Raw genomic sequence first — 16,258 nt, forward strand, 5'->3', positions numbered from 1 at the left:
GTGGCTTGAGAAGGTATCAGGAGCGGAACCGCACGGCGGTCGCCTATAGGGGTATAGCTCAGTTGGTAGAGCGACGGTCTCCAAAACCGTAGGTCGCGGGTTCGAACCCTGCTGCCCCTGCCAGATTGCTCTTGATTTAATTGCCTCGAGGGCTTAAAGAGTTTCCTCGAGTGAGGCGCGCGGAGTTTTCCGCGCGCCCACTCGTATTTAACAGACCGGAACCGGAATGGCGAAGACCAATCCCTTTAAATTCATCCAGGAAGTGCGCTCCGAAACGTCCAAGGTGACGTGGCCGACGCGCAAAGAAACCGCTGTGACCACTGCCATGGTGTTCGTCATGGTTCTGATCGCGTCGATCTTCTTCCTCGTCGCGGATCAGCTGATGAGTTGGGGCATCGGTTTGCTGTTGGGTGTCGGCGGCTGAGTAAGACCGACCGTCCGGTTTGCAGACAAGAACAAGAAACGGAACGAAGATCCATGGCCAAGCGCTGGTACATTGTGCACGCCTATTCCAATTTTGAGAAAAAGGTCGCCGATTCCATCCGCGAGAAGGCCGAGCAGAAAGGGCTTACCGATCTGTTCGAGGAAATCCTCGTTCCGATGGAAAAGGTCGTTGAAGTGCGCCGTGGCCGCAAGGTCGACACTGAGCGCAAATTCTTCCCGGGCTACGTCCTGGTGAAGATGGACATGACCAACGAGGCGTTTCACCTCATCAAAGACACGCCGAAAGTGACGGGATTCCTGGGCGCGGATCAAAAGCCGATGCCGATCCCGGAAAAAGAAGCCCTGCGCATAATGAATCAGGTGCAGGAAGGCGTGGACCGGCCGAAGCCGTCGGTCACATTCGAGGTTGGCGAACAGGTGCGCGTGTCCGACGGTCCGTTTGCCTCCTTCTCCGGCCTTGTCGAGGAAGTTGACGACGAGCGCGCACGTCTCAAGGTGGCCGTGTCCATCTTCGGTCGTGCAACGCCTGTCGAACTGGAATTCGGTCAAGTCGACAAGCTTTGACCGTTTGCCGTCCGAAAGGGCGGTTCGAGTGCCCGGGACGAGGCGAAGCGTCCGGACCGGGAAAATCGGTGGAAGGTTCTGACATTCATCGCCGGATGTCGACAAGGGCCGGACCACCAGCTCCCAGCCAGCTGGATCGCCGTTCAGCTGCGTATGATTGGAGACTGACATGGCGAAGAAAATTGAAGGCTTCCTGAAGCTTCAGGTGCCGGCAGGTTCCGCGACCCCGTCGCCGCCCATCGGGCCGGCACTCGGTCAGCGTGGTCTGAACATCATGGAATTCTGCAAGGCATTCAATGCGCAGACTCAGGATGTTGAAAAGGGCGCTCCGTGCCCGACCGTGATTACATATTTCACCGACAAGTCCTTCACCTTCGAAGTGAAGACGGCGCCGGTAAGCTTTTTCCTGAAAAAGGCTGCAAAGCTGCAGAAGGGTTCCCAGACCCCTGGCCGTGGAACGGTCGGATCGGTCACGCGGGACCAGGTCAAGGAAATCGCCGAAGCCAAGATGAAGGACCTGAACGCCAACGACGTCGACGCAGCAATGCTGATGGTCGAAGGCTCTGCCCGTTCCATGGGCCTCGAGGTGAAGGGGTAAGATCATGGCGAAGGTTGGAAAACGTATCACCGCTGCCCGTGAAGGCATCGACCGCAACAAGCTCTATTCCCTGGACGAGGCAATCGGCCTCGTGAAGGGCCGCGCCAAGACCAAGTTCGACGAGACCGTCGAAGTTGCGATCAATCTCGGCGTCGATCCGCGTCACGCCGACCAGATGGTCCGCGGCGTCTGCGTCCTGCCGAACGGAACCGGCAAGAACGTGCGCGTTGCCGTGTTCGCACGTGGCGACAAGGCCGATGAGGCCAAGGCGGCCGGTGCCGACATCGTCGGTGCGGAAGAGCTGGTTCAGGAAGTGCAGGGCGGCAAGATCGACTTCGATCGCTGCATTGCAACGCCCGACATGATGCCGCTGGTCGGCCGTCTGGGTAAGGTGCTCGGCCCGCGCGGCCTGATGCCGAACCCGAAGGTCGGAACGGTGACCCCGGACGTGACCGCTGCGGTCAACGACGCCAAGGGCGGTGCCGTTCAGTTCCGCGTTGAAAAGGCGGGTATCGTTCATGCCGGCGTCGGCAAGGTGTCCTTCTCCGAAGAGGCCATCCTGCAGAACGTCAAGGCGCTCGTCGACGCGGTCCAGAAGGCCAAGCCGTCCGGCGCCAAAGGCTCCTACCTGAAGCGCATCGCGGTGTCGTCCACGATGGGCCCGGGTGTGAAGATCGATCTCGCCAGCGTTGCCGGCGAGTGATCCGGGAAACCGGATCGAAACGAGATTTCGGCCTCAAGGCCGAATAGACCCGGCGGGTTTCCGCCGGGTTGCCCTGTCCGAGACTGCAGGTGCCGGGAAACCGGCTTAAGCGATTTAGGCCTGCATAGATGGGTGAGAACCGAATTTTCCGCGTCAAGCGGACAACCAGGTTCGAACCAGACCTTGCCGCGCGTTCCGCGTGAAGGTGAGGGGACAGGACCCTGAGCGCCGCCTCGACAGCGGTTCCGGGTTCGGAACCGAATGCGGGTGGCAAAGGTAAACCGATGGCGGCAACGCCATCAAATGGAGAAGGCAAGTGGAAAGAGCGGAAAAGCACGAGTTCGTGACGTCTCTCAACGAAGAGCTGGGCAATACCGGCGTCGTTGTCGTCGCGCACTATGCAGGTCTTTCGGTTGCCCAGATGACTGCACTGCGGGCATCTGTGCGTGAAGCCGGCGGCTCTGTAAAAGTCGCAAAAAACCGCCTTGTGAAACTCGCCCTTAAAGGCACCGACCTTGAGCATATCTCCGACCTGTTTCAGGGCCCTACCGTTCTCGTCTACTCAGACGATCCGGTAGCAGCTCCAAAAGCAGCTGTCGATTTCGCCAAGGCCAACGAAAAGTTGGAAATCCTTGGCGGTGCTCTTGGAACGACCAATCTGAACCCGGAAGGCGTCAAGTCTCTGGCAACCATGCCGTCGCTCGATGAGCTGCGTGCGAAACTGGTTGGCATGATCCAGACCCCGGCTTCCCGGATTGCTCAGGTTGTCAACGCACCGGCCGGGCAGCTCGCCCGCGTCTTCAATGCGTATGCCACGAAGGACGAGGCCGCGTAAGGCGTCCAAACACACTGTCTAACGTAACCGAACTGGTTCGAACTTAAGGTACTGAATAAAATGGCTGATCTTGAAAAGCTCGTAGAAGAACTGTCCTCGCTGACCGTCATGGAAGCCGCTGAACTCAGCAAGCTTCTGGAAGAAAAGTGGGGCGTTTCCGCCGCTGCTCCGGTTGCCGTTGCTGCTGCCGGTGGTGCTGCGGGCGGCGAAGCTGCTGCTGCTGAAGAGAAAACCGAATTTGACGTTGTTCTGGCTGGTGCCGGCGACAAGAAAATCAACGTCATCAAGGAAGTCCGTGCAATCACCGGTCTTGGCCTGAAGGAAGCTAAGGAACTCGTCGAGTCCGCTCCGAAAGCCGTCAAGGAAGGCGTTTCCAAGGACGAAGCTGAAGAACTGAAGAAGAAGCTGGAAGAAGCTGGCGCTTCTGTCGAGCTGAAGTAACAAAGGCGTCTGCCTTTTCGCGGTCCCGGGCAACCGGGACCGTTTGTTGCCCCGGCGGGTCCGACCCGTTTCCGGGGCAAACGCACCACTGGGGTATGCCGCGTTTGTCTGCTGTGCCGCGCATGTCCCGGGCCCCATAACCCGGTCAGCTTTTCTTCCAGGTGGAAGCTGATTGAATTTGGGGGACGGTTTTCCGAAGCGCCCGGGCGGTCTGCCCGATTGGAAAAGGGGCGTTTCGGGAAGCCGTTACCCGGCCGATACGAGGAGCGACAATGACCCAAACGTTCAACGGTCGCAAAAAGGTCCGTAAATATTTCGGATCGATCCGCGATGTCGCGGCAATGCCCAATCTCATCGAGGTGCAGAAAGCATCCTACGACCAGTTTCTCCAGGTCGACGAGATGGCGGGCGGTGGCCGCAAAAATGAAGGCCTTGAAGCGGTCTTCCAGTCCGTGTTCCCCATCTCCGATTTCGCAGGGACGTCCCTGCTGGAATTTGTTTCCTACGAATTTGAAGCTCCCAAATACGATGTTGACGAGTGCCGCCAGCGCGACATGACGTTCGCAGCGCCGCTCAAGGTCACCCTGCGGCTCATCGTTTTTGATGTGGATGAAGACACCGGTGCCAAGTCGGTCAAGGACATCAAGGAACAGGATGTCTACATGGGCGACATGCCGTTCATGACAGACAACGGCACCTTTATCGTCAACGGTACCGAGCGCGTCATCGTCTCCCAGATGCACCGTTCGCCGGGCGTGTTCTTCGACCATGACAAGGGCAAGACCCATTCCTCCGGCAAGCTGCTGTTTGCCGCACGCGTCATTCCCTATCGCGGCTCCTGGCTCGATATCGAATTCGACGCCAAGGATATCGTGCATGCGCGTATCGACCGCCGGCGCAAGATCCCGGTCACGTCGCTGCTGATGGCGCTCGGCCTGGACGGTGAGGAAATCCTCAACACGTTCTACAACCGGATCGACTACACGCGGCAGAAAGACGGCTCCTGGCGGATGCCGTTCGACGGCGCGCGTCTCAAGGGCACCAAGGCGTCTTACGATCTTATCGATGCGGACAGCGGCGAAGTGGTCGTCGAAGGCGGCCGCAAGATCACCGCGCGCACCATCCGTCAGCTCGGCGAAAAGGGCGTCACGGCGCTGAAGATCACCGATGAGGATCTGCACGGCCAGTACCTCGCCGAAGACATCGTCGACATGAAGAGCGGCGAGATCTTTGCAGAGGCCGGCGACGAGATCACCGGCAAGCTTCTGGAAGAACTCGTTGAGCGCGGCTATCACGAACTGCCGATGCTCGACATCGACCATGTCAACACCGGTCCGTATATCCGCAACACGCTTGCCGTCGACAAGAACGAATCCCGCGAGGATGCGCTGTTCGACATCTACCGCGTGATGCGTCCGGGCGAGCCGCCCACGATCGACACCGCGGAAGCGATGTTCCAGTCGCTGTTCTTCGACGACGAGCGCTACGACCTGTCCGCCGTTGGCCGCGTGAAGATGAACATGCGCCTCGACCTGCAGTGCGAGGACACCGTCCGGACCCTGCGCAAGGAAGACATCCTGGAAGTCATCCGCGTTCTCCTGGAACTGCGCGACGGCAAGGGCGACATCGACGACATCGACAATCTCGGCAACCGCCGTGTCCGCTCCGTCGGCGAACTGATGGAAAACCAGTACCGCGTCGGCCTGCTGCGCATGGAGCGTGCGATCAAGGAGCGGATGAGCTCCGTCGAGATCGATACGGTCATGCCGCAGGACCTGATCAACGCGAAGCCGGCCGCAGCTGCCGTTCGCGAGTTCTTCGGGTCTTCGCAGCTGTCGCAGTTTATGGACCAGACCAACCCGCTGTCCGAAGTCACGCACAAGCGCCGCCTGTCGGCACTTGGCCCGGGCGGTCTGACCCGCGAGCGCGCCGGCTTCGAGGTGCGCGACGTGCACCCGACGCATTACGGCCGTATCTGCCCGATCGAGACACCGGAAGGTCCGAACATCGGTCTGATCAACTCGCTTGCCACGTTCGCGCGTGTCAACAAGTACGGCTTCATCGAGAGCCCTTACCGCAAGGTCAACGACGGTGTTGTCAGCAACGAAGTCGTTTACCTGTCGGCAATGGAAGAAGCCAAGCACTACGTAGCCCAGTCCAACGCGGAATATGACGCGGATGGCCGGTTCACCACCGAGCTGATCACCTGCCGTCACGCGGGCGAGAACATGATGGTGCCGTCCGACAAGGTCGACCTCATGGACGTTTCGCCGAAGCAGCTGGTGTCTGTCGCGGCGGCGCTGATTCCGTTCCTGGAAAACGATGACGCCAACCGCGCGCTCATGGGCTCGAACATGCAGCGTCAGGCCGTGCCGCTGGTACGCGCCGAAGCGCCGTTCGTCGGTACCGGCATGGAGCCGATCGTTGCTCGTGATTCCGGTGCTGCCATCGGTGCACGGCGTGCAGGCGTGGTCGATCAGGTCGACGCGACCCGTATCGTCATCCGCGCAACGGAAGATCTCGATCCGGGCAAGTCCGGCGTCGATATCTACCGCCTGCAGAAGTTCCAGCGCTCGAACCAGAACACCTGCATCAACCAGCGTCCGCTGGTGCGTGTCGGTGACCGGGTTCACAAGAGCGACATCATTGCCGACGGTCCGTCCACGGATCTCGGCGATCTGGCACTCGGCCGGAACGTGCTCGTCGCCTTCATGCCCTGGAACGGCTACAACTTCGAGGATTCCATCCTGCTCTCCGAGCGGATCGTGTCCGACGACGTGTTCACGTCGATCCACCTTGAGGAATTCGAGGTGATGGCGCGTGATACCAAGCTTGGCCCGGAAGAAATCACCCGCGACATTCCGAACGTTTCCGAAGAAGCGCTGAAGAATCTCGACGAGGCCGGCATCGTCTATATCGGTGCCGAACTCAACCCGGGCGATATCCTGGTCGGCAAGATCACGCCGAAGGGCGAAAGTCCGATGACGCCGGAAGAGAAGCTTCTGCGTGCCATCTTCGGTGAAAAAGCGTCCGACGTCCGCGACACATCCCTGCGTCTGCCGCCGGGTGTCAGCGGGACGGTCGTCGAGGTCCGTGTGTTCAACCGCCACGGCGTTGAGAAAGACGAGCGCGCGATGGCCATCGAGCGCGAGGAAATCGAACGCCTCGCGAAGGACCGTGACGACGAACAAGCGATCCTCGACCGGAACGTCTATGGCCGTCTGGCCGAGATGCTGATGGACAAGACCGCCGTTGCAGGCCCGAAAGGCTTCAGCAAGGACGGTGTCCTGACGGGCGACGTTCTGAACGACTTCCCGCGGTCTCAGTGGTGGCAGTTTGCCACCGAGGACGAGAAGTTCATGTCCGAGATCGAGGCTCTGCGTGGTCAGTATGACGACAGCCGGAAGCGTCTCGAGCAGCGGTTCATCGACAAGGTCGAGAAACTGCAGCGCGGCGACGAACTTCCCCCGGGCGTCATGAAGATGGTCAAGGTCTTCGTTGCCGTGAAGCGCAAGCTTCAGCCGGGCGACAAGATGGCCGGCCGTCACGGCAACAAGGGCGTCGTGTCCAAGATCAACCCGTGCGAAGACATGCCGTTCCTGGAAGACGGGACTCATGTCGACATCGTGCTCAACCCGCTCGGCGTGCCGTCGCGCATGAACGTCGGTCAGATCCTGGAAACCCACCTTGGCTGGGCCTGCCGGGGCATGGGCAACCGGATTGGCGAGATGTACGAAGAGTACAAGCGTTCCGGCCAGATCGAGGAACTGCGCGGCAAGATCGTGGAGATCTACGGCGACAACATGAAGGGCGACGACGTCAAGTCCTATGACGACGACGGGATCGTCCGGCTCGCGGACCAGCTCAAGAAAGGCGTTTCGATCGCAACGCCGGTCTTCGACGGTGCGCGTGAACCGGATGTGGTCGAGGCCCTGAACATCGCCGGCTACGATCAGAGCGGCCAGTCCGTGCTCTTCGACGGCCGGACCGGTGAGGAGTTCGATCGCAAGGTCACGGTGGGCTACATCTACATGCTGAAGCTGCACCACCTTGTCGACGACAAGATCCATGCCCGTTCGATCGGCCCGTACTCGCTCGTCACGCAGCAGCCGCTGGGTGGCAAGGCGCAGTTCGGTGGCCAGCGCTTCGGGGAAATGGAGGTCTGGGCGCTGGAAGCCTACGGTGCCGCCTACACGCTGCAGGAAATGCTGACAGTGAAGTCGGACGACGTTGCCGGCCGTACGAAGGTCTACGAGGCCATCGTCCGCGGTGACGACACGTTCGAGGCGGGTATCCCGGAAAGCTTCAACGTTCTCGTGAAGGAAATGCGGTCCCTGGGTCTCAACGTTGAACTTCAGCGTACCGATGTACCCGCGATTGCCGAGGAAGAAACTGCGGACGCCGCAGAATAACCCCGGCAACGGACCACAAATGACTTGGCATGCCGGTTACGGGGACGGTGAACAAAACCCGGTCCCCGGCCGCGCATCGAAGGAGATGGATCATGAATCATGAGGTCATGAACCTGTTTAACCAGCAGGCTCCCACACAGACCTTCGACAATATCCGGATTTCGCTTGCGAGCCCGGAAAAGATCTTGTCCTGGTCTTTCGGCGAAATCAAAAAGCCGGAGACCATCAACTACCGGACGTTCAAGCCTGAACGCGACGGTTTGTTCTGCGCGCGTATCTTCGGCCCGATCAAGGACTACGAATGTCTTTGCGGCAAGTACAAGCGCATGAAATACAAGGGCGTCATCTGCGAAAAGTGCGGCGTTGAAGTCACGCTTTCCAGGGTACGCCGCGAACGCATGGGACACATCGAGCTGGCCGCTCCGGTCGCTCACATCTGGTTCCTGAAGTCGCTGCCCAGCCGCATCGGCCTTCTGCTCGACATGACGCTGAAGGATCTGGAGCGCGTGCTCTACTTCGAGAACTATGTCGTTCTCGAGCCGGGCCTGACACCGCTCAAGCAGCATCAGCTCCTCTCCGAGGAAGACTATGTTGCCGCGCAGGACGAGTACGGCGAAGACGCGTTCACCGCCATGATCGGTGCCGAGGCGATCCGCGAGATCCTGATGAGCATGGATCTGGAACGCGAAAGCGAGAAGCTGCGCCAGGAAATCGCCGAGGCAACGACGGAGCTGAAGCCGAAGAAACTGGCAAAGCGTCTCAAGGTTATCGAAGCGTTCATGGAATCGGGCAACCGTCCGGAATGGATGATCATGACGGTCGTTCCGGTGATCCCGCCGGATCTGCGTCCGCTGGTCCCGCTCGACGGCGGCCGGTTCGCAACATCGGACCTGAACGACCTCTACCGCCGCGTGATCAACCGGAACAACCGTCTGCGCCGCCTGATGGAACTGCGTGCTCCGGACATCATCATCAGGAACGAGAAGCGCATGCTTCAGGAATCCGTCGATGCGCTGTTCGACAACGGCCGCCGCGGCCGCGTCATCACGGGTGCCAACAAGCGTCCGCTGAAGTCGCTGTCCGACATGCTGAAGGGCAAGCAGGGCCGCTTCCGTCAGAACCTGCTCGGCAAACGCGTCGACTATTCCGGCCGTTCGGTCATCACCGTGGGCCCGGAGCTGAAGCTGCACCAGTGCGGCCTGCCGAAGAAGATGGCGCTCGAACTGTTCAAGCCGTTCATCTATTCGCGGCTTGACGCCAAGGGCTTCTCCTCGACCGTCAAGCAGGCGAAGAAGCTGGTGGAGAAGGAGCGTCCGGAAGTCTGGGATATCCTTGACGAGGTGATCCGCGAGCACCCGGTTCTCCTGAACCGTGCGCCGACGCTTCACCGTCTCGGCATCCAGGCGTTCGAACCGACCCTGATCGAAGGCAAGGCCATTCAGCTGCACCCGCTCGTCTGTTCTGCGTTCAACGCCGACTTCGACGGTGACCAGATGGCCGTTCACGTTCCGCTGTCGCTGGAAGCCCAGCTGGAAGCGCGGACGCTGATGATGTCGACGAACAACATCCTGCACCCGGCCAACGGTGGCCCGATCATCGTTCCCTCGCAGGATATCGTTCTCGGTCTCTACTACCTGTCGATCCTGGCGGAAGGTGAGCCGGGCGAGGGCATGGCATTCGGCGATATCGGCGAAATCCATCACGCCCTGGCCAACAAGGTCATCACGCTGCACACCAAGATCAAGGGCCGTTACAAGTCCGTTGATGCAGACGGCAACCCGACGTCCGAGATCATCGAGACGACACCGGGCCGGATGCTGATCGCGGAGCTGCTGCCGAAGCATTTCGAGGTTCCGTTCGAGGTCTGCAACAGGCTGATGACCAAGAAGGAAATCTCCAAGATGATCGACACGGTCTACCGTGCCTGCGGTCAGAAGGAGACGGTCATCTTCTGTGACCGGATCATGGAACTCGGCTTCAAGAATGCCTGTAACGCAGGTATCTCGTTCGGCATGGACGACATGGTCATTCCGGACACCAAGCAGAACCTGGTTGCCGAAACAGCGTCGCTCGCGACCGAATACGAGCAGCAGTACAATGACGGTCTGATCACCCAGGGCGAGAAGTACAACAAGGTTGTCGACGCCTGGGCGAAATGCACCGACAAGATCGCCGACGAAATGATGGCTCGCATCAAGGCGGTCCAGATCGACGACGAGACCGGACGTCAGAAGCCGATGAACTCGGTCTACATGATGTCGCACTCCGGTGCCCGTGGCTCGCCCCAGCAGATGAAACAGCTGGCGGGCATGCGCGGCCTGATGGCCAAGCCGGACGGTTCCATCATCGAGAACCCGATCATTTCGAACTTCAAGGAAGGCCTGTCGGTTCTGGAGTACTTCAACTCCACGCACGGCGCCCGCAAGGGTCTGGCCGACACCGCCCTGAAGACGGCAAACTCCGGTTACCTCACGCGCCGTCTGGTGGACGTTGCGCAGGACAGCATCATCCTGGAACAGGATTGCGGCTCCGAGCGCGGCATCACCGTTGCGCCGATCGTCGATGCCGGTAACGTCATTGCCTCCCTCGGCATGCGCGTTCTCGGACGGACGACAGCGGAAGACGTCGTCAACAACCAGACCGGCGAAGTGCTTGTCCCCAAGGGCACGCTCATCGACGAGAAGGATGTCGAGGCGATCGAGGCTGCCAAGGTTCAGCAGATCAAGATCCGTTCGGTTCTGACCTGTGAGACCGAAACCGGCGTGTGCGCGACCTGTTACGGCCGTGACCTTGCACGCGGTACGCCCGTCAACCTCGGTGAGGCTGTCGGTGTCATCGCGGCGCAGTCGATCGGTGAACCGGGAACGCAGCTGACGATGCGGACGTTCCACATCGGCGGCACGGCGCAGGTTGTCGACAGCTCGTTCATCGAGTCCAACGTCGACGGCACGGTGAAGATCCGGAACCGTTCGGTTCAGCGCGACTCCGAAGGCAACCTCGTCGCCATGGTCCGCAACATGTCCATCGTCGTCATCGACAGCGACGGCAACGAGCGTGCCGTGCACCGGGTGGCCTACGGCTCCAAGCTGCATGTCGACGAAGGCGATGCGGTCAAGCGCGGACAGCGGATCGCGGAATGGGATCCCTATACCCGTCCGATGCTTGCGGAAGTCGACGGCACCGTCGATTTCGAGGATCTGGTCGATGGTGCGTCGGTTCAGGAAACCGCCGACGAGGCGACCGGTATCACCAAGCGTGTCGTCATCGACTGGCGTTCGTCGCAGCGTGGTGCGGATCTCAAGCCTGCAATCGTCATCAAGGACGACAAGGGTACGATTTCCAAGAACGCCCGCGGCTCCGATGCCCGCCTGATGCTGTCGGTGGACGCCGTTCTTTCGGTTCAGCCGGGATCGACGGTCAAGGCCGGTGACGTGCTGGCGCGTATTCCTCTGGAAAGCGCCAAGACCAAAGACATCACCGGTGGTCTGCCGCGTGTTGCCGAACTGTTCGAGGCACGCCGTCCGAAGGATCATGCGATCATCGCGGAAATCGATGGCACGATCCGGTTCGGCCGTGACTACAAGAACAAGCGCCGCATCATCATCGATCCGGCAGAGGACGGTGCCGATCCCGTCGAGTACCTCATCCCGAAAGGCAAGCATTTCCATCTTCAGGAAGGCGATGCCATTGAGAAGGGTGAGTACATTCTCGACGGCAACCCGGCACCGCACGACATCCTTGCGGTCAAGGGCGTGGAGGCACTTGCGGCCTATCTCGTCAACGAGATCCAGGAAGTCTACCGTCTGCAGGGCGTGACCATCAACGACAAGCACATCGAGGTGATTGTCCGTCAGATGCTGCAGAAAGTCGAAATCACCGATCCGGGCGACACCGAGTTCTTCTCGGGCGAACAGATCGACAAGATCGACTTCGAAGAGGCAAACCAGAAGGCGATCGACAACGCCCGGGATCCGGCCAAGGGCGTTCCCGTCCTGCTCGGCATCACCAAGGCGTCGTTGCAGACGCGCTCCTTCTTCTCGGCCGCTTCCTTCCAGGAAACGACCCGGGTGCTCACCGACGCTGCGGTCAACGGCAAGACCGACCCGCTCGTCGGCCTCAAGGAGAACGTCATTGTCGGCCGCCTGATCCCGGCCGGTACCGGCGGGGTGATGAAGCGCATTCGCCAGATTGCAACGCATCGCGACGACCTGATCCAGGAAGCACAGCGGCAGCAGTCTTCGGAAAGCGCGGGGGAAGGCCTGCTGGAAGACATGACCGGCGCAGCGGAATAAAGTTTGCGCCTTGTGAAATCCGAAAGGCCGCCTCCGGGCGGCCTTTCTTGTTCAAACGGAATGAAAGAACTCCGAAATGAATGACAATGAAGTCGAGATGGAGCCGGTGGTCTACATCGTCATCGGCCGTGTCTGGGAAAACGAAGAGGCGCTGCCGGAGGATGCGATCACGATCCATGCCCTGCTGACGGCGCCCGATGATGACGACGCCGTGCGCAAGACGCTCGAAGCGCTGCAGGGGCAGGGCTACGCCGAAGCCGAACTCGACCAGATCGGTGTCATGGACGGTGAACCCGACGATCCGGTCCACGAGGGCGCCTACCAGGACGCGCTTGCGGGCAATGTCGCCATCGTGACGTTCACTGCGTGAGCGCTGTCTCATCGAGACATTCCCCGGTTTGGCGCGCATGCACGTCTGCATGGCAGGTCTCCGATTTCGGGCCGGGTGACCCGGTCAGGCCCGTGTTCGACGGCCTTGGCTTGTTTTGCGTTGAAAAACCAATGAATCAGCAGTGCCGATTCTCGAACCAAGACGGTTTTGTGGCGCCACAGGAACGCTGCCTGTGCATCGAAAGTGCAGGGGTGCTCTGCGTCTGACACGCACTGCGCAACAAAATTACCCAAAGCGCGGAATTTATAGCACCGAGATAACAATAGAGCGCTGTTTTGATGTCGAAAATTCGTGTTTGCCGGGGTTCATGACACCGCTTGCGGTTTTTTCGATAAAGCACTTGACGCAAAGGGTGCATATGAGTAGGTTCCGCGCATCCCAAGGGCAGGCGGTAAGAGTGAACCGTCCAGCGCTGATCAAAGGCGCAGGACCCAATCCCCTTAAACGCTGCCGGGTTACATAGGCGAATACGCGTCGATTGCATGACCGCGGGGCAACTCGTGGTCCTCTGGTTTTTCGCAGCGCCTGCCGCTCTTTCAGAGCGCGCGGGCGCGATTTTGCATGTCTTGACGGATTTGCAGGGTCAGCGGGGGACTGCAGTTGCATACGAATTTTTGGATGGACAAGGTAAAGGGCAAAGAATGCCGACCATCAACCAGTTGATCCGCAAGCCGCGGAAAGATCCGCCGAAGCGGAACAAGGTGCCGGCCATGGAGGCCTGCCCCCAGAAGCGTGGTGTTTGCACCCGCGTTTACACGACGACGCCGAAGAAGCCGAACTCGGCTCTGCGTAAGGTGGCCAAGATCCGCCTGACCAACGGCTTCGAAGTCATTGGCTACATCCCGGGTGAAGGTCACAACCTTCAGGAACACTCGGTGGTGATGATCCGCGGCGGCCGCGTCAAGGACTTGCCGGGTGTGCGCTACCACATCATCCGTGGTGTGCTCGACACCCAGGGCGTCAAGGATCGTAAGCAGCGCCGGTCGAAATACGGCGCCAAGCGGCCGAAGTAAGGAGCACATCAGATGTCCCGTCGTCACCGCGCTGAAAAACGCGAAATCAACCCCGATCCGAAATTCGGGGATGTCGTCGTAACGAAGTTCATGAACTCCATCATGTACGACGGCAAGAAATCCACCGCCGAACGCATCGTCTACGGTGCTTTCGACGTTGTCGAGAACAAGACCCGCGAGAACCCGATCGAGGTTTTCCACGCGGCTCTTGAAAACGTCATGCCGCAAGTGGAAGTGCGCTCCCGCCGTGTTGGTGGCGCCACCTACCAGGTTCCGGTCGAGGTGCGCTCCGATCGCCGTCAGGCGCTCGCGATCCGCTGGCTGATCACCGCTGCGCGCAACCGCAACGAAACCACGATGGTTGATCGTCTCTCCGGCGAACTGCTCGATGCAGCAAACAACCGTGGTACCGCAGTTAAGAAGCGCGAAGACACGCACCGGATGGCCGACGCCAACCGCGCGTTCTCGCACTATCGCTGGTAATTTGACTTCGAAGGGCTGACGCTATGTCGCGCACGCATAAAATCGAGGACTACCGTAACTTCGGCATCATGGCTCACATCGATGCCGGCAAGACCACGACCACGGAACGTATCCTCTACTATACGGGTAAGAGCCACAAGATCGGCGAAGTTCATGACGGCGCAGCCACCATGGACTGGATGGAGCAGGAGCAGGAGCGTGGCATCACGATCACCTCTGCTGCAACGACCGCGTTCTGGAACGACAAGCGCCTGAACATCATCGACACCCCGGGCCACGTTGACTTCACCATTGAAGTCGAGCGCTCCCTGCGTGTTCTTGACGGCGCGGTTGCTCTCCTGGACGCAAACGCCGGTGTCGAGCCGCAGACCGAGACTGTCTGGCGCCAGGCCGACAAGTACAACGTTCCGCGGATGATCTTCGTCAACAAGATGGACAAGCTGGGCGCCGATTTCGATCGCTGCGTCACCATGATCAAGGAGCGCCTCGGCGCGACCCCGCTGGTCATGCAGCTGCCGGTTGGCGCTGAAAGCGAATTCGCAGGCTGCGTTGATCTCCTGAAGATGAAGGCGCTGATCTGGCAGGCTGAGAACCTCGGCGCTGCCTGGGACGAAACTGACATTCCGGCCGATCTCGCCGATCGCGCCCAGGAAATGCACGACGCCCTGATCGAGACCGCCGTCGAAGTCGACGAGGAGGCAATGGAAGCTTACCTGGAAGGCGAAGAGCCGACCATGGAAAAGCTGAAAGAGCTGATCCGCAAGGGCACTATCAACGGTGACTTCGTGCCGATCTTCTGCGGTTCCGCGTTCAAGAACAAGGGCGTTCAGCCGCTTCTCGACGCGGTTGTCGACTTCCTGCCGAGCCCTGTCGAAGTTCCGGCGATCAAGGGCGTCGATCCGAAGACCGAAGAAGAAGCCGAGCGCAAGTCCTCCGATGACGAGCCGCTCAGCCTGTTGGCCTTCAAGATCGCCAACGACCCGTTTGTCGGTTCGCTGACTTTCTGCCGCATCTATTCCGGTGTTCTGAACAAGGGCGTGTCCCTGTTGAACACGGTCAAGGACAAGCGCGAGCGCGTTGGCCGCATGATGCAGATGCACTCCAACTCCCGTGACGACATCGACGTGGCCTATGCAGGCGACATCGTTGCGATCGCGGGCCTGAAAGACACCACGACGGGCGACACCCTGTGTGACGCGCTGAAGCCGGTGATCCTGGAGCGCATGGAATTCCCCGAGCCGGTGATCGAGATCGCCGTCGAGCCGAAGACCAAGGGCGACCAGGAAAAGATGGGCCTTGCCCTGAACCGCCTGGCTGCCGAAGATCCTTCATTCCGTGTCAAGACGGACGAAGAATCCGGCCAGACGATCATCGCGGGCATGGGCGAATTGCACCTCGACATCATCGTCGACCGCATGAAGCGTGAATTCAAGGTCGAGGCGAACATCGGTGCGCCGCAGGTGGCCTACCGCGAAACCATCACCAAGGTTGCCGACGTGGATTACACCCACAAGAAGCAGTCCGGTGGTTCCGGTCAGTTCGCCCGCATCAAGCTCACCATCGAGCCGTCCGAGCCGAATGAAGGTTACGTCTTCGAGAGCAAGGTTGTCGGCGGTAACGTTCCCAAGGAATACATCCCGGGCGTTACCAAGGGTATCGAAAGCGTCATGTCCTCCGGTCCGCTGGCAGGCTTCCCGATGCTCGATATCAAGGCAACCCTCACCGATGGTGCCTACCACGACGTTGACTCGTCCGTTCTGGCCTTCGAAATCGCCGGCCGTGCCGGTTTCCGCGAAGCGATCCAGAAGGCCGGCCCGAAACTGCTCGAGCCGATCATGAAGGTCGAGGTTGTCACCCCCGAAGACTACATGGGTGACGTGATCGGTGACCTGAACTCCCGCCGCGGCCAGATCGCAGGCACGGAGAACCGGGGCATCGTGACCGTCATCACCGCAATGGTTCCGCTGGCCAACATGTTTGGCTACGTGAACAATCTGCGGTCCATGTCTCAAGGCCGCGCCCAGTACTCGATGGTGTTCGATCACTACGAGCAGGTGCCGCAGGCTGTCGCCGAAGAGGTTC

The 16,258-nt window shown here is 60.0% G+C and carries 12 protein-coding genes and 1 tRNA gene; all 13 read left to right on the forward strand.

Translation table 11 applies throughout. The annotated features are described in order from the left end of the window. The first annotated feature begins 47 nt into the window (after positions 1-47). A tRNA-Trp gene (locus ACO08A_RS00070) sits at positions 48-123 on the forward strand. A gap of 103 nt (positions 124-226) precedes the next feature. Then, positions 227-424 carry a preprotein translocase subunit SecE gene (secE, locus tag ACO08A_RS00075; RefSeq protein ID WP_306146307.1) on the forward strand — a complete coding sequence of 66 codons (198 nt, stop codon included), beginning with the start codon at positions 227-229 and terminating at the stop codon, positions 422-424. Between the two features lie 53 nt (positions 425-477). After that, positions 478-1,008, forward strand: a complete 531-nt coding sequence (gene nusG, locus ACO08A_RS00080) for a transcription termination/antitermination protein NusG (protein ID WP_306146308.1) — start codon at positions 478-480, stop codon at positions 1,006-1,008. A 169-nt stretch (positions 1,009-1,177) separates the two neighbouring features. Then, on the forward strand, positions 1,178-1,606 hold the full coding sequence (rplK, locus tag ACO08A_RS00085; RefSeq protein ID WP_421983459.1) for a 50S ribosomal protein L11: 429 nt from the start codon (positions 1,178-1,180) through the stop codon (positions 1,604-1,606). A 4-nt stretch (positions 1,607-1,610) separates the two neighbouring features. Continuing rightward, the gene (rplA, locus tag ACO08A_RS00090; protein WP_421983458.1) at positions 1,611-2,309 is read left to right on the forward strand and encodes a 50S ribosomal protein L1; all 699 of its coding nucleotides are present in this window, start codon (positions 1,611-1,613) and stop codon (positions 2,307-2,309) included. 316 nt (positions 2,310-2,625) lie between these two features. Beyond that, positions 2,626-3,144 carry a 50S ribosomal protein L10 gene (rplJ, locus tag ACO08A_RS00095; RefSeq protein ID WP_306146311.1) on the forward strand — a complete coding sequence of 173 codons (519 nt, stop codon included), beginning with the start codon at positions 2,626-2,628 and terminating at the stop codon, positions 3,142-3,144. A gap of 60 nt (positions 3,145-3,204) precedes the next feature. Further along, on the forward strand, positions 3,205-3,585 hold the full coding sequence (gene rplL, locus ACO08A_RS00100) for a 50S ribosomal protein L7/L12 (protein ID WP_421983457.1): 381 nt from the start codon (positions 3,205-3,207) through the stop codon (positions 3,583-3,585). A 272-nt stretch (positions 3,586-3,857) separates the two neighbouring features. Continuing rightward, the gene (gene rpoB / locus ACO08A_RS00105) at positions 3,858-7,997 is read left to right on the forward strand and encodes a DNA-directed RNA polymerase subunit beta (protein ID WP_422036747.1); all 4,140 of its coding nucleotides are present in this window, start codon (positions 3,858-3,860) and stop codon (positions 7,995-7,997) included. Between the two features lie 92 nt (positions 7,998-8,089). Further along, complete coding sequence (gene rpoC, locus ACO08A_RS00110; protein WP_422036748.1) at positions 8,090-12,289, forward strand: DNA-directed RNA polymerase subunit beta'; 4,200 nt, start codon at positions 8,090-8,092, stop codon at positions 12,287-12,289. A 76-nt stretch (positions 12,290-12,365) separates the two neighbouring features. Continuing rightward, positions 12,366-12,659 carry a regulator gene (locus ACO08A_RS00115; protein ID WP_422036749.1) on the forward strand — a complete coding sequence of 98 codons (294 nt, stop codon included), beginning with the start codon at positions 12,366-12,368 and terminating at the stop codon, positions 12,657-12,659. A gap of 662 nt (positions 12,660-13,321) precedes the next feature. Then, positions 13,322-13,693: a 30S ribosomal protein S12 gene (gene rpsL / locus ACO08A_RS00120; RefSeq protein WP_006936459.1), complete on the forward strand. Its 372-nt coding sequence runs from the start codon at positions 13,322-13,324 to the stop codon at positions 13,691-13,693. A 12-nt stretch (positions 13,694-13,705) separates the two neighbouring features. Further along, complete coding sequence (gene rpsG / locus ACO08A_RS00125) at positions 13,706-14,176, forward strand: 30S ribosomal protein S7 (RefSeq protein ID WP_305989747.1); 471 nt, start codon at positions 13,706-13,708, stop codon at positions 14,174-14,176. A 23-nt stretch (positions 14,177-14,199) separates the two neighbouring features. Continuing rightward, on the forward strand, positions 14,200-16,258 hold a 2,059-nt coding region (gene fusA, locus ACO08A_RS00130), incomplete at its 3' end, for an elongation factor G (RefSeq protein WP_422036750.1).

This window comes from Roseibium sp. (assembly GCF_965232425.1).
Taxonomy (GTDB): Bacteria; Pseudomonadota; Alphaproteobacteria; order Rhizobiales; family Stappiaceae; genus Roseibium.

Excerpts from the sequence above, each read along its gene's own strand:
- secE (WP_306146307.1), top strand. The coding sequence starts at position 227 with ATGGCGAAGACCAATCCCTTTAAATTCATCCAGGAAGTGCGCTCCGAA.
- nusG (WP_306146308.1), top strand. The coding sequence starts at position 478 with ATGGCCAAGCGCTGGTACATTGTGCACGCCTATTCCAATTTTGAGAAA.
- rplK (WP_421983459.1), top strand. The coding sequence starts at position 1,178 with ATGGCGAAGAAAATTGAAGGCTTCCTGAAGCTTCAGGTGCCGGCAGGT.
- rplA (WP_421983458.1), top strand. The coding sequence starts at position 1,611 with ATGGCGAAGGTTGGAAAACGTATCACCGCTGCCCGTGAAGGCATCGAC.
- rplL (WP_421983457.1), top strand. The coding sequence starts at position 3,205 with ATGGCTGATCTTGAAAAGCTCGTAGAAGAACTGTCCTCGCTGACCGTC.
- rpoB (WP_422036747.1), top strand. The coding sequence starts at position 3,858 with ATGACCCAAACGTTCAACGGTCGCAAAAAGGTCCGTAAATATTTCGGA.
- rpoC (WP_422036748.1), top strand. The coding sequence starts at position 8,090 with ATGAATCATGAGGTCATGAACCTGTTTAACCAGCAGGCTCCCACACAG.
- ACO08A_RS00115 (WP_422036749.1), top strand. The coding sequence starts at position 12,366 with ATGAATGACAATGAAGTCGAGATGGAGCCGGTGGTCTACATCGTCATC.
- rpsL (WP_006936459.1), top strand. The coding sequence starts at position 13,322 with ATGCCGACCATCAACCAGTTGATCCGCAAGCCGCGGAAAGATCCGCCG.
- rpsG (WP_305989747.1), top strand. The coding sequence starts at position 13,706 with ATGTCCCGTCGTCACCGCGCTGAAAAACGCGAAATCAACCCCGATCCG.